Source organism: Dendronalium phyllosphericum CENA369, assembly GCF_016056275.1.
Classification (GTDB): domain Bacteria; phylum Cyanobacteriota; class Cyanobacteriia; order Cyanobacteriales; family Nostocaceae; genus Dendronalium; species Dendronalium phyllosphericum.
The window spans coordinates 64,121-77,149 of the sequence record NZ_JAECZA010000001.1; the positions used below are offsets into that span (position 1 = coordinate 64,121).

13 protein-coding genes and 1 pseudogene are annotated in these 13,029 nt (G+C 41.0%); 2 read left to right on the forward strand and 12 right to left on the reverse strand.

Features of this window, described 5'->3' with window-relative positions; translation table 11 throughout:
• Positions 1 to 465: 465 nt before the first annotated feature.
• From arsS to I8752_RS00330, 5 genes and pseudogenes are all read right to left on the reverse strand, one after another.
• Positions 466 to 1,452, reverse strand: coding sequence for an arsenosugar biosynthesis radical SAM (seleno)protein ArsS (arsS, locus tag I8752_RS00310; protein WP_214430328.1), 987 nt, complete (start codon positions 1,450 to 1,452; stop codon positions 466 to 468).
• Between the two features lie 62 nt (positions 1,453 to 1,514).
• The gene (locus I8752_RS00315) at positions 1,515 to 2,474 is read right to left on the reverse strand and encodes an inorganic phosphate transporter (RefSeq protein ID WP_214430329.1); all 960 of its coding nucleotides are present in this window, start codon (positions 2,472 to 2,474) and stop codon (positions 1,515 to 1,517) included.
• A gap of 17 nt (positions 2,475 to 2,491) precedes the next feature.
• Positions 2,492 to 3,460 (reverse strand): arsenosugar biosynthesis arsenite methyltransferase ArsM, encoded by a 969-nt coding sequence (gene arsM / locus I8752_RS00320; RefSeq protein ID WP_214430330.1) that lies wholly within the window; start codon positions 3,458 to 3,460, stop codon positions 2,492 to 2,494.
• Positions 3,461 to 4,025: 565 nt separating this feature from the next.
• Positions 4,026 to 4,388 (reverse strand): annotated as a pseudogene (locus I8752_RS00325) (response regulator transcription factor); the annotation flags it as partial.
• Positions 4,389 to 4,649: 261 nt separating this feature from the next.
• Positions 4,650 to 4,937: a Mo-dependent nitrogenase C-terminal domain-containing protein gene (locus I8752_RS00330; RefSeq protein WP_214430332.1), complete on the reverse strand. Its 288-nt coding sequence runs from the start codon at positions 4,935 to 4,937 to the stop codon at positions 4,650 to 4,652.
• A gap of 353 nt (positions 4,938 to 5,290) precedes the next feature.
• Here I8752_RS00330 and I8752_RS00335 point away from each other — a divergent pair, with 353 nt between their 5' ends.
• Positions 5,291 to 5,914 (forward strand): class I SAM-dependent methyltransferase, encoded by a 624-nt coding sequence (locus I8752_RS00335; RefSeq protein WP_214430333.1) that lies wholly within the window; start codon positions 5,291 to 5,293, stop codon positions 5,912 to 5,914.
• Between the two features lie 28 nt (positions 5,915 to 5,942).
• On the opposite strand, the gene I8752_RS00340 is transcribed toward I8752_RS00335, so the two are convergent.
• Complete coding sequence (locus I8752_RS00340) at positions 5,943 to 6,413, reverse strand: GNAT family N-acetyltransferase (protein WP_404827068.1); 471 nt, start codon at positions 6,411 to 6,413, stop codon at positions 5,943 to 5,945.
• 564 nt (positions 6,414 to 6,977) lie between these two features.
• On the opposite strand from I8752_RS00340, the gene I8752_RS00345 reads away from it, so the two are divergent.
• A complete protein-coding gene (locus I8752_RS00345) occupies positions 6,978 to 7,172 on the forward strand; it encodes a hypothetical protein (protein ID WP_214430334.1) in 195 nt (64 codons plus the stop codon).
• 137 nt (positions 7,173 to 7,309) lie between these two features.
• Here I8752_RS00345 and I8752_RS00350 read toward each other — a convergent pair whose 3' ends face one another.
• The 6 genes from I8752_RS00350 to I8752_RS00375 all read right to left on the reverse strand — a co-directional run bounded on the left by I8752_RS00350 (position 7,310) and on the right by I8752_RS00375 (position 12,895).
• Entirely contained in the window at positions 7,310 to 7,531 is a 222-nt protein-coding gene (locus tag I8752_RS00350) for a hypothetical protein (protein WP_214430335.1), read from the reverse strand.
• 56 nt (positions 7,532 to 7,587) lie between these two features.
• Positions 7,588 to 8,379 (reverse strand): YdcF family protein, encoded by a 792-nt coding sequence (locus I8752_RS00355; protein ID WP_214430336.1) that lies wholly within the window; start codon positions 8,377 to 8,379, stop codon positions 7,588 to 7,590.
• Between the two features lie 269 nt (positions 8,380 to 8,648).
• Positions 8,649 to 9,155 carry a hypothetical protein gene (locus I8752_RS00360; RefSeq protein WP_214430337.1) on the reverse strand — a complete coding sequence of 169 codons (507 nt, stop codon included), beginning with the start codon at positions 9,153 to 9,155 and terminating at the stop codon, positions 8,649 to 8,651.
• Between the two features lie 79 nt (positions 9,156 to 9,234).
• Positions 9,235 to 10,779, reverse strand: coding sequence for a bifunctional aminoglycoside phosphotransferase/ATP-binding protein (locus I8752_RS00365; RefSeq protein ID WP_214430338.1), 1,545 nt, complete (start codon positions 10,777 to 10,779; stop codon positions 9,235 to 9,237).
• 91 nt (positions 10,780 to 10,870) lie between these two features.
• On the reverse strand, positions 10,871 to 11,494 hold the full coding sequence (locus I8752_RS00370) for a 50S ribosomal protein L25/general stress protein Ctc (protein WP_214430339.1): 624 nt from the start codon (positions 11,492 to 11,494) through the stop codon (positions 10,871 to 10,873).
• A 57-nt stretch (positions 11,495 to 11,551) separates the two neighbouring features.
• Positions 11,552 to 12,895 (reverse strand): adenylosuccinate synthase, encoded by a 1,344-nt coding sequence (locus tag I8752_RS00375; RefSeq protein WP_214430340.1) that lies wholly within the window; start codon positions 12,893 to 12,895, stop codon positions 11,552 to 11,554.
• Positions 12,896 to 13,029 lie beyond the last annotated feature (134 nt).

Below are 13,029 nucleotides of genomic sequence, written 5' to 3' on the forward strand. Positions count from 1 at the left end.
CGGTAACGGAATGTGCTTTTAAGTTAGCCTTCTGGAGATTTGGACAACGCCAGTGATTATGAGCGAATACTTTTTTATCTGCCAATGATTTTAGTGTAGATTGGTCATCATCGTGCGCTCAACTCTGGAGGGTATAACTTTAATAGTTACTGGCGCAATGCTTGGGTAAAAATGAACTTTGCATGGGAACGAATGAAACCAGAAAGGTATCAATGGTAACTTGAAAAGCCCGCAAACTAATTACTAAATAAGTTCTTTATTTTATCTACGCTTGCAAAATAAAAACCGTGGTAATTTTGAGGATTCCACGGCTTTTTGGTGTGGTGTGAGGAGACTTAATCTCATCTCATCATAAACCCATCTCAGGATTAGTAATGTCAACCGAACAGATTTTGTAACAAAATTGTTTTTTGATGACATAAATATGTTTTTTCAAGGTCAATCAAAATGCAAAAACGATTGACTCTATACTAAAGCGCCACCACAGCTGGAACCAGATCCAGCGGTACAACCATAGCAATAAGCAGCAGTTTGTACTTCATTAATTAAATCTAAACTGCCAGCTTCTAGCAATTTTGCCACTGTCAAGGTTTCACCATTGTGAGCTTTTGCAGGCAGATTCATCATTTGGTTAAAATCGCAATCATATATATTGCCTAAATAGTCAATTGAAAGCTCATCCCGACACATTAAATGTTCAACTGTATTGTGATTGAAATGTGATTCTAAAAACTGCAAATAACCTGCATACAGTTTTTTTCGTTCTAAATACATTTTAGTTCTGCCAACTGGCACATTAGTAATTGTGAAGAGATTGTTAAATACAATGTCAAAATGTTCTTGTAAGAACATTTTATAATCTTGTTGCAGATTAGTCTGTTCGGGAGCTAAGGAAAATTTTTCGCTTGTAGGCAACTGCGGATTATAAACTAAATCTAAGATTAAATTTCTCTCTTTACCATAGCCCAGTTGATTAAGCCATTGTAAAGCCTTGATTGAACTGTCAAAAACACCATTACCGCGCATTCTATCGACATTATCTGCTAAGTAACAAGGCAGCGAAGCAACAACTCTTACATGATTTTGGGCAAAATATTCTGGCAGATCGCCAAATCCATTTTCAAAATAAATAGTCAAATTAGACCGGACAATTACTTGTTTACCTGTCACTCTTGCCGCTTCTACTAATGGTTTAAATCCATAATTCATTTCTGGCGCGCCACCAGTTAAATCTACAATTTGAATTTGGGGCAATCTGTGAATTAATTCAATCAATTGTTCGCAAATTTCTGGAGAAAGTTCTTCTGTACGTTTTGGCCCCGCTTCCACATGGCAGTGCGTACAAGCAAGATTGCAACGCTTACCTAAATTTATTTGTAAAACCGCGATATTTCTTTTCGTTAAAGGTGCGTTTAATTTGGATTTAAAAGGTGTAATTGCTGTATTTAGCATAGATTTTTATTATCCTTGATAATTAAAATTAGCGGGCAATTATATTCAAGTAAAAGCTTCGTTCATCCTTGTAATAATCTATATGTTATTCCACTAACAATTGTGGCAGTGGGTAAAGTAAAAATCCAGGAAATTAGAATTTGATAAAAAATACCTAAGTTGACTTTTTTACCCATTAGTCCCACACCAAAAATAGAACTTACAGAAACTATACTGGTAGACACAGGCAGCCCAAATTGAGTAGCAGCGATCGTTAGGATTCCAGTTACTATATTGGCAGATAAGCCTTGAGTATGATTCATGGAAGTGATTTTTTCACTCATGGTTTCGGCAATTTTTTGGGAGTTGAGTAAACCCCCAAGAGCTATGGCCATTGCTACCGTAATCATTCCTCCTTGAATTGAAAAATAATCAATAATTGAAATGAGCGAGACAATTTTGGGAGTGTCATTCAAGCCTCTAGTAAAACAGATGATGCCAGAACTGATAAAATGACAAGCATCGAGAGTTTTCTGGTTTGATTGTAGGTTCCATTTCTCACTAAGATACTCAAATAAGCTATAAATTCCGATTCCTAAAGCTATAGCAATAACTGGACTGAGTAATAAAGGTAAAACAAACAAATTTCCCAAAGCAGCAAAATTAACTTGCAGTCCCTTTGCTACTAATCCAGCGCCAAGTATTGCACCTGTTAAACAATGAGTTGTGGAAATGGGAAATCCAGTCAGGGCAGCGACTAGCACAGTCAAACCAGATGCGATCGCCACGGCAATATGAAACTCTGGGGCATTAGCGATCGCATCTGGTAGTATTCCTTTTCCAGAAAAGTTTTTTACTAGGGCGCTAGCAAATATAATTGAAGCTACTGCACCAGCAAAAGTTGTAATAGTTGCCCACAAAATTGCTGTTTGATAGCTGGTTGTTCGGCTACCAAACAGTGTTGCTACCCCTTTAAAGTTGTCGTTTGCCCCATTTGAGTAAGCTAAAAAAAGCGTAGACAGAAATAGACTAATTAAAAACATTTGGGGGTTTCTTAAAGTTAACAGCAACCACCGCCACTATAGTACCAAGTCGAATCAGTAATAATTATTTCCGCTGGCTTCAAAGCTGCAAGTTTAGTAGCAGTTTTATCGCAGACTGCTGCGGGGATACCGCGCTGAAGCAAATGCCCTGCTGAATCATCAAAAAAAGATTCTAAACCAGCATAAATGGCTGTCTTACCAGTGAATATACAAGCACCATCTTCTGGAATAGCAACTTTGAAACAGACAGAATCGAGACTTTCTAAAAGTAGATTATCTTGGAGATTATATGTTGTAGAATCTAGCAAACGATAAGGACGACGAGCGCGGACTTCTATTTGACCAAAGCCAGCATTGATGATACGTTCGGTATACTCTTCATAGGTGAGTGCGCCTGATAAACACATAGCTCGTAGACGCTCATCTTGTTGCAGGTGTTGGGGAATTGGACGAGTAGCAATAGGATCGCTCATCTGCAAACGTCCACCTGGTTTTAATACCCGAAACGCTTCTTTTAAAGCACGAGTTAAATCTTCTGGTTCAAATATATTAAAGAGACAGTTCTGTGCCACAATATCAACGGCAGCATCAGCCACAGGCAAGTTAAAAGCATCACCCTCTTTGATTTCCACAAAGCTAGTGTCAAACCAAGGGTTTTCTGTAGCAGCAAGTTCCAAGTTGCGTGTGGCGGCTTCTCGCATTGCTGCAACTGGTTCAATCGCAATTACACCACCAGCACGGCGGGAAAAATAAGCAAATTGTAATGCTTCCAAACCACCACCAACACCAACATATAGCACCGTAGGTTGATTTGAGAGTTCGGTAGGGTGAATAGTTGTACCACAGCCATAGTTCATTTCCTGCATTGCCAAAGGAATTCGCAATCCTGGTAGTTGCAGGGGTGTACTTTGAACGCAACAAAGCCCCACTTGTGGCGTTTGGGTAACTTCTTGGTAGAATTGTGCTGCTGTTTCTAGATAAGTCATTACAGTTTTGATTTAACGTGTTTTCGTATAGAGTCTACCTTGTGCATCCTAATATAACTAACTGTCACAGTGTAGAGGTATAATATCAATTCCCTCTTTCACGGTTATAAATTACTCTCCTCTATTTGCTTGTTGTTCGCTATTAGCAAGCTGAGAATAAAGTATAGGGACGTAAGGGGAAAATTTATTCTTACCCCATACCCCATACTCCTACACCTCGAATTTAGTAAATCTGGAAGCCTTATACCAATTCTCTATGAAGATGCGCTCAATTATTTGAGGACTGAGTACAAGAAATTAAAAATGTAGACCCGCGACTTCTCAAAGGGTATCGCGTACTGCTTTATAGAAGCCGCAGGTTAGGGTAAAAATGAGAGATGGAGAGAGTTTAGCAACGCTTCACAAAGAAAAGCGGCGTTGCTGAATAAGGGGATGATTGAGGCTGACGCGGGGACGCGGGGACGCGGAGACACGGAGAAGCGGAGATTATGGTTGATGTAAATTCCAAAATCATCCCGCAATTATGCAACGCCAGAAAAGCTATTACGTAAAGATCGTAAGTTTATTGTTTTGTTTGCAATTGGGCCTGGACTCTGGCTAATAATTCCTCAATGCTGAAGGGTTTTACTACATAATCATTAGCACCAGCGTCTAAGCTTGCAAGGCGATCGCTCGCTTCATCTTTAGGAGTTAATAAAATTATCGGCACTTTATTGCCCGTACTTCGCAGGCGGTGACAAATTTCCAAGCCCGATAAGTTAGGTAACATCCAATCCAAAATGACTAAATCTAGATGCCACTCCCGTGCTGCGGTGAGTGCAGTTAATCCATCGTAGGCGATGCTGACTTGATAGCCTTGATAACTCAGTTCTAATTCGAGAAATTTCGCTAATTTGACTTCATCTTCTACTAATAAGATGTGCGTCATGATGATGTTAATGATTTCAGCAGAGTATGGCAAACAACACAAACTAATAATGATTGATACCAAATTGGCATAGTATTCTTTGAGATTGCTGGAATGGCCTTTTAGTAAAAACTTTTTAATCCAAAATTGGTATTAGAGAGTCATGAACTACTCAATAGCCAGACATCTAATTAGTTCTACGTTAGCTTAGTATAGATTTGAGTAGGTGACAACCGTAAGTCTGTAATTACCGATACTACTACAGCAAGTAGTCATTCAATTTTAGCAATAGGCTGTAATATCTTCACCACAATCATCTGCAAGATAACAAAGTGCTTTAAAACGCAGAGTCACCACTTGCTCGTAGAGGGGATTTAATTTACACATTGGGGGAATGTGAAATAGCTTACGACCAAACAGCTTGATGTCTCGTTCAAAAGGACATTGGGCTGGGATGGCTTTGCACAAGAGATGGGCTAGTTTGGAATTATGAATTTCTATTGTTTCTAACCACTCGCGGACTGGGTGCAGTAAGTCGTTGTGTAATCGGATTTGAGTAAAGCTTGTCATGATTGCTCACCTTGAGAATTTCAAATTTGACTGATTTGATTAGGTTTGAACCTCTGTATATAGATAGGATCAGGTTCTATGATTTTATGCAACGATGCTGATTTTTTAGTTTTTGATGCACCTATTGGTGTAGTTCCCTCTTTTTAGGAACACACTTAATTACACATTCCAGACCTTGTATTCCAGATAATTTGTCCAACTATCGCATAGCTGTTATGCCAAACGCTAGGCTAGATATTATCGGACTGCAAAGCTGCAATTACTAGTAGCTATAGTTAACTAACTTCTTGGAGGCGCAGCTACAATCTCCTTAATAGAAGCGCCAAGCTTCGGAGCATGGTCTGCGAAAACTAATGACGGATAATTTTCTCAGTAATAAAAAACAAATTTTTGATATCTGGGCCCCAAGCTATGATTGGCTCTTTCCCTCAGTAATTTACCGCACTATCCACAAACGGTTGCTAGAATACGTCGAATTACCAGAGCGAGCAAATGTACTCGATTTAGGCTGTGGTACTGGTCGTCTACTTGAGCGCCTTGCTACTCAATTTCCCGATTTGCGTGGTACTGGGTTAGACCTTTCTCCTAATATGTTGCGCTTGGCAAGACTGAGTAATTGCCACCATCCGCGTTTAATTTTTCTTGAAGGTAAAGCTGAGTCTTTGCCTTTTGGTGAGGGTCAGTTTGATGCTGTTTTCAACACTATCAGCTTCTTGCACTATCTAGAACCGAAACAAGTGCTAAGTGAGGTAGCGCGAGTACTTTCTCCTGGTGGACGCTTTTACTTGGTTGACATGACTACTACAACAGAAGTATTTCCTCAATTGCTACAAATTTCTCCCTTGGGAATTAGACTCTACAGCCCAAATCAACGCGAACTTCTCGGCTCTGCTGCTGGGCTATTGTGTTTGAGTCACCAATATTTATTAGGGCCTGTTTTGCTAACAATTTTTGCTAAACCTTTGTTAGATACCTAGTTTTAATGAACTAAAAATCTCCCGCATTTTATCTGTCGGGAGTGTCAACTCGATACTGCATGAAGATTACAGGAACTTTAATTAGTCTTTTGGCTAATTGAGAGAATCCAAATTTACGTTGAAGCGACGCTGGCAAGTCTTCATAAGATATAGTTACAAAACCAAAGCGGCTATAAAACTGGGCCAGCCGTTGACCTAAACATTCCAGATACAGTGGTTGAGTAGCTGTATCAATTAGATGCTGTGTGAGAAAACTACCTAAACCGCGACCTCTCCAAGCTGATTTAACAACTAAACTGCCAAGTTCTTGCGCTCCTGAGAAATTACGTAGTTGTCCGCAAGCTACCAAATCTCCATCGCACTCGATCGCACAAAACTGCTGCCAACGTAATTGAGTTGGTTCAAGTTTGGCTGATAATACCAACAATCGAATCAACCACTTATCCGCAGACGTTGCCCTACGGAGGACACATCCAGATGGTAACGACTTTTGCAACACCGTTCTAAATCACACCTTACTTTTCACCGTCGATTGTAGAGCCGGATTAAGTATATTTGATAAATTGCTTTACTGCAATTCTAACCTTTACTAAATCTCTTGCATTAGCCAATAATAGCAATTCACTGAAACATATTTCTACCAAAATTTTCGACTCTTTCAAATTTTTATCTGAATTGCACACAAATAATCTAGTTTACTGATGAAATTCGAGCAAGCGACAAACCGCAGAATTATGGGGCGAGATTCATTGTTCTAAAAACTGCTTCTTTTATTTCATCTCTTATTTGCAGTTTATTAAAATTCGTCTGAGTTAAGAGATATTGCGAATTTAGTTCATATCCTTACGTTAGCTATTAGTCTTCTATCTAAAAGCTAATTACCATACTAATAAATCTAAATCTGAGATAAATTCACTTTAGGTCTGGTGATGACTTGATTGAGTCGTAAATAAGACTTCCGATAGATATAACAACTATCCAAAATTGAATTTTAGATAGATGAAATTGCACTTCCTGTCTGATTAATATAAGACTGAGATCAAATGATAGGAGTTTAAAAATTATGGCTGAAGAACAAAAAAAGCCTATTAATCAAGAAACCCCCGGTGCTTCCGGTGGCTATCAAACCCCCATCGAGGAAGATATTCGCAAGACTGGTGATGCTGCAAAAAGCGATGCTAAAAAAACTGCTACACCAGAAGCACCTGGAGAAGATGATGTAGCAGGCAGTCCTAACCAAGGAACCGAGTCGCGTTAGTCGATTTGAACTGTCATAAGTTGCGATCGTTTTATCAAGTCTTATTTTATAGACCTGATTTAGTAATTTAGGAAATTTTGAGTGGGTAATTGCGCTTTTAATCGTAATTACCCATTGTTTGTTATTGGTGGTCTAGTTTATCTTCTACGAAACCACCGGAAAATATTTAGTTCGCCGCGCATTCTTTTTAGTTCTTGGCGGTGGCTTTCTGCTGTTATATAATACCAATCACAATGACGCTGAAACTCTGAGCGCGTCTGAACTTCTTGGTAGAACTGGTGGGTTGTTTGGTAAGCAGCAAAACTTTCTTCAACCTGAGGTTGAGGTGATGGAATAATATAAGGTAAATTTTTAGACATAATTTTAATTGAGTTAGGAGTTAGGAAATTAACGTACCTCATAACTCCTAACTTGACTAAAGCCAACCGCGCAAGCGATATACAAAACTACCAACGTATTCTTTTAAAGCGTTAGTAAATAGCTGTAAGTTATTGCTATCAGGTAATAAATTTAGTATAGCGGCTTTGGGAGTGCTGCTGAGTTCTTGGAGATCGCTCTGACTCACGAGAAAGTCAGTAGGGGCAGGAATAACATCAATACCTTGACGTTGGAAAATTTTCAGCGATCGCGGCATATGCATGGCGGAAGTCACCAACAATACTTGACGAATCCCACGAGTCTCTACAATTTTCTTGACATTTACGGCATTTTCGTAAGTATTCAATGAATCAGGGTCTTGCACAAGTGCTTCTGATGGTACGCCAATAGAAGTGAGGATTTGAGCCATATCTGCTGACTCTGGTGCGCCGCTACCGCGCCAATCAATACGACCTCCACTGAGAATGACAAGCGGGGCTTTTTTTTGGCGATATAGTTGAGCAGCATAAATCACGCGATCGCCCGATTCGCTCAAATCGACGGTCGGTCTTGGGAAAGAAGCTGATTTAGTTGCACCACCTAAAACTACAATTGCTTCGGCATTGGGTATTTGAGCAGCAGGAAGATTTTGCCATTCCAGCGATCGCACTAATGATTTTGCAACCCAAGCATTACTGCAAACAAGTAATGAAATTAACGCTAGTGCGATCGCTGCTGCTGCAATCCGCGGTCGTTTCCATAATGTTATTAGTGCCACTATTAAACTCACGCTGGCTAATCCCAGCGGATAAAAAAATAGTGGTAGCAACTTGGAGAGATATAAAAACATGGTGGGGACTGAGGACTGGGGATTAGGGACTGGGGATTAGGGATTAGGAATGATTGAAACAATTTATTGAATATATAGCAAGCGAATTAAAGGTTAGGACATCTTGAAAGCGTGGATGTTAGGAATAGTAATGTTTTACCTCCTGCCATACAGTATTTCTCAAGGAAGTGAAGTACAAGGGTTTTGCAAAGCCTTACACCCTTACAAGAATTTGCATTTACCAAGTTGGAATCTGCCATATCTCTTACCAAGTCCCCAGTCCCCAGTCCCTAATCCCGATATCTTCTCCAAAACTGAAGATTGACTCCAGAAGGACGACGGAAACGGCGGACGGGTCTTCTTTTTTGTTGTTTGGTGACTCTATTGCTAGGTCGTTCGCTATCCGCTTCTACCGCCTCAGTGGGTAGCCGAGTTTGAGTTTCTTCCTTGCTTCCCCACCAAGCAATAATCCATCCTCCCCCCATAGCACCTATTCCACCTAGCAAAATACTCATGGGCGCAGAATATCCTATAGACACAAAGCCTAGCAAGAAAAATAACCAATATTTTAGTGCGGCATCAACACCATCAGAGGAAGCTACAGTTGGGGCTTGGGGACTATTTTTACTTGCATTTGTCATCCAGCCTAAAGTGAAACCACCCAAAATCCCTAGAAAGATACTTAGAGATAATGGAGAACCTGTCAGCGACAATATAAGTATTAAAAATGCCCCAAATATTAGTTGAGAAAAGAAGCTGGGAGAGATAGTTAACAAGTCATTGTTTTTGGGTGCCATAAGTTCACTACTAATAAATTAAAAATTTGAAATTAAAAATTAAAAATTTCTTGGTATTTTTAATTTTTAATTTTGCAAGCTATTGGCGAATTATTTGTGTTAATTGTGCTTGTTGTGATTGAGTTGTGTCCCAAATCTGAACGTAGGATTTTTCTGTATCGCTAAAGGGTTCGGATTGCTTTATTTGCGATTCCAATAAATTGACGGTAGCATCAGCAATATCATTCGTGCGGTTGATAAGACGCTCTTGTAGAACTTCTAAGGGGGCTGTGCAGTAGATAATTTTAAGAGGAATTTGGTGTTTTTCGGCTTGGGCGATCGCTTCTTGACGTAGTGGTTGTTGGTCGTACTTAGCATCTAAAATTACTGAGAATCCTTGACTAGCTAGTATAATTCCCAAATTTAGCAACCGTGCATAAGTTTTCTGGGTCATCTCAGGTGTATATAAGTCATCCCCACCGCGTTCCTTCAGGGCAATTCCGCCTAAATGCTTCCTGACTGCATCTGAGCGAATGTGAATGGCATTCAATTGTCGAGCTAAATATTTTGCCGTTGTACTCTTCCCAGAACCAGATAATCCCGACATCAAAATCAGTTGTCCTTGCTTGGGTTGAGTATATTCCCAAGCTTGTTTGTAATAGTTAGCCGCTGTTTTCGTTGCCTCTTCCTTTACTGTCTGAGGTACACTCGCATCGTCTAACAAAAATGAAGTCACTTTTGCCCGCACATAAGCCTGACGGCTTAAATACAGAGGCAGTACCTGTAAACCTTCCCAATCTCCAGTTTGCTCTATATAGGCATTCAAAAAGGCATTACCCAAATCTTTACGCTGCCGCGCTTCCAAATCCATCACCGCGAATGCCACATCGTACATCACATCAACAAAGCGAAACGGCTCGTTAAATTCAATGCAATCAAACAGCATGATTTTGTCATGCCATAAAGCAATATTTTTTAGATGTAAATCACCGTGACATTCACGAATGTAGCGATTTTGAATTCTGCTGACAAATAATTCTGGGCGTTCTGCAAAAAATTTATCTGTATATTGCTTTGTTTCGGCGAACTGTGCCTGCGTCTGGGGGCTGCCGATATACTTCTGGGTTTGCTCGTAATTCTCATCAAAAGCAGCTCGTACTTGCAGTACTTCACCAAAACTGCTAATGTAATCATTCGTCTGTGCTTGAGCGTGGTATTGAGCTACTACCCCTCCCAGTTCCTCTAGTTGTGTTTCATCTAGTTTACCTTGTTCAAAAAGTGTGCTAAACAGCAACTCTTGAGGAAACTGGCACATCTTCAGCACGTACTCTACAGGCTCGCTAGTTTCACCTAAATGGTATTGCTCGCCTACCAAAGTCACAGGTAAAACTTCTAAATACAGCTCGCCTGCTGCCCGTTGATTTAGACGCAATTCTTCATGACAAAAATGCTGTCGTTTCTCTAAGGTAGAGAAGTCTAAAAAACCAAAATTCACTGGTTTTTTCAGCTTATAGGCATAATCTCCAGTTAGTAGCACATAAGAAATATGGGTTTGAATTAATTCAATCGGTTCTGTCACGGCATGAGGATAAAATCCAGGCTGCAACATCTGCTCGATTAAAGGTGGGAGGATTGCTTCTGTCATCTCTTTCTTTTGCGCTTTCTACGCCTGGTGCAATTCAAATACAAAAAAACCAGGAGTTTCCCCCTGGTCTCATCAAAAATTATTACATACTTTACGTATTTTCAGAGACTGTTTCACCTGCTGCCTCAGCTTCAGCCTCCTCCTCAGCAGCAGCACTGATTTGCGGCTGCGAAACACTGACTACGACTTGCTCTGCTTCACCTAAAGCTGTTACGCCTTCAGGCAAGACTAGCTCGTGAATACGCAAGCTGTCTCCAATTTGCATGTTAGAAACATCAATTTCAATTACCTCTGGAATATTCTCAGGGGCACAACTTACTTGCAATTCAGTAACTACAGTGTCTAAAAAACCACCTTCTTGTTTAACACCAATAGCATTTCCCACAAAACGCAGTCGTACTTCTACATTTGTATCGCCGTGACCCGCAACTGCAAAAAAGCTGAGGTGGTAGGGTGTACCTTTTGCTGGATGAACCTGAAGTTCTCGCAGCAAGGCTTTGCCCCGCCAAGGTGCATCAGTAACGTTTAAATCAATCAAGGTATTGTTAACTGAAGCTTTTTTAAGTAACTGCTCAACAGTTTTGGCATTAATAACCAGAGAAATTGACTCTGTACCCTTATGACCGTATAAATTGGCGGGTATTTCTCCAGAACGGCGCAAAGCTTTTGGCTTGCTACCTTCTGGTCGCTTTTGACATTCGACTGTGAGAGGCATAGAAGTTGTTAGTTGTCAGTTGTTAGTTGTTAGGAGCACTTAGCACTCAGAAACTCACTACGCACTCAATAGAGAGGCGGGTGTGCCGTCAGCGTGCAATAAAGCGCGTTTGGGGCCGTGAATGGGGTCTTCTACAATTATGGTTTGATCGCGGCTTGCTCCTAAAGAGACGATCGCGATCGGGACTGCCATTAATTCTGCTAAGAATTTTAGATAGTCCAGTGCTTGCTGTGGCAAGTCTTCTAGGGTGCGGCAATGAGTTGTTGATACACCCCATCCCGGTAAGGTCTTGTAGATGGGACGACACCGGGCAAATTGACGGGAACTAGTGGGGAAGTTTTCAGAGCGTTCGCCATCTATTTCATAAGCGACACAAACTTTGATTTCCTTTAATTCATCGAGGACATCCAGTTTGGTAATCGCCATACAGTCCATACCGTTAATCCGAACGGCATAGCGACCAATGACAGCATCAAACCAGCCGCAGCGACGCTTACGCCCGGTGGTTGTGCCGAATTCTGCACCGCGATCGCACAATAATTCTCCGATTTCTCCATCCAATTCGGTGGGGAAAGGCCCTTCTCCTACTCGCGTTGTGTACGCTTTCGATACGCCAATTACTCGGTCAATCATTGTCGGTCCTACCCCCGTACCAACGCAAGCGCCCCCAGCTACGGGGTTTGAGGAGGTGACATAGGGATAAGTTCCGTGATCTAGGTCGAGGAGCGTTCCTTGCGCTCCTTCAAACAAAATATTGCGCCGCCGCTGAATGGCATCGTATATTTTTAGTGAGGTGTCAACCACGTAAGGTCGCAAGCGATCGGCATACCCCAAATACTGCTTAATCACCTCTTGAGGGTCTAAAGGCGGCAAGTTATAAAGCTTTTCTAAAATAACGTTCTTATAATTAATCGTCCATTCTAATTTGTCGTGCAGCGCTTCCGAGTCCATCAAGTCTAAAACCCTGATGCCCGTACGCTCTGATTTGTCTGCATAGGTGGGGCCTATACCTCGACCAGTAGTGCCGATTTTATGAGTTCCCCGTCGTTCTTCCGATGCCTGGTCAATCAACCGATGGTAAGGCATGGTTATATGGGCTGTCTCAGAAATCAGCAGATTCTTAGTAGAAATGTTTAATTTCTCTAACTGGTCGAGTTCTGTTATTAAAACCTGTGGATCGATGACTGTCCCACAGCCGATAATACACTCAGTATCTGGATACAAAATACCAGAGGGAATCAAGTGTAGCTTAAAAGTCTGACCTTTCACTACAATCGTGTGCCCAGCATTGACACCCCCTTGGTAACGTACCACAACATCTGCGGAGCGGCTGAGTAAGTCAGTTATTTTACCTTTCCCTTCATCGCCCCACTGGGAGCCTATCACAATGACGTTAGCCAAGCGTTTATTTTATAGAGGTAAAGTTTCCACGAAGAACCATTATCAACATATTCTGCTGATAATGTCAAGATAAATGTAAAAGTATGACACAAATTTATATGTTCAGTAGTGAAAAGAGCAGGGGAGCAGGGGAA

What these genes read in the sequence shown, in the direction of transcription:
- I8752_RS00330 (WP_214430332.1), bottom strand. Translation starts at nt 4,937, where the DNA reads ATGACAAGCTTTACTCAAATCCGATTACACAACGACTTACTGCACCCA.
- I8752_RS00365 (WP_214430338.1), bottom strand. Translation starts at nt 10,779, where the DNA reads ATGACAGAAGCAATCCTCCCACCTTTAATCGAGCAGATGTTGCAGCCT.
- I8752_RS00370 (WP_214430339.1), bottom strand. Translation starts at nt 11,494, where the DNA reads ATGCCTCTCACAGTCGAATGTCAAAAGCGACCAGAAGGTAGCAAGCCA.
- I8752_RS00355 (WP_214430336.1), bottom strand. Translation starts at nt 8,379, where the DNA reads ATGTTTTTATATCTCTCCAAGTTGCTACCACTATTTTTTTATCCGCTG.
- arsS (WP_214430328.1), bottom strand. Translation starts at nt 1,452, where the DNA reads ATGCTAAATACAGCAATTACACCTTTTAAATCCAAATTAAACGCACCT.
- I8752_RS00335 (WP_214430333.1), top strand. Translation starts at nt 5,291, where the DNA reads ATGACGGATAATTTTCTCAGTAATAAAAAACAAATTTTTGATATCTGG.
- arsM (WP_214430330.1), bottom strand. Translation starts at nt 3,460, where the DNA reads ATGACTTATCTAGAAACAGCAGCACAATTCTACCAAGAAGTTACCCAA.
- I8752_RS00360 (WP_214430337.1), bottom strand. Translation starts at nt 9,155, where the DNA reads ATGGCACCCAAAAACAATGACTTGTTAACTATCTCTCCCAGCTTCTTT.
- I8752_RS00350 (WP_214430335.1), bottom strand. Translation starts at nt 7,531, where the DNA reads ATGTCTAAAAATTTACCTTATATTATTCCATCACCTCAACCTCAGGTT.
- I8752_RS00315 (WP_214430329.1), bottom strand. Translation starts at nt 2,474, where the DNA reads ATGTTTTTAATTAGTCTATTTCTGTCTACGCTTTTTTTAGCTTACTCA.
- I8752_RS00345 (WP_214430334.1), top strand. Translation starts at nt 6,978, where the DNA reads ATGGCTGAAGAACAAAAAAAGCCTATTAATCAAGAAACCCCCGGTGCT.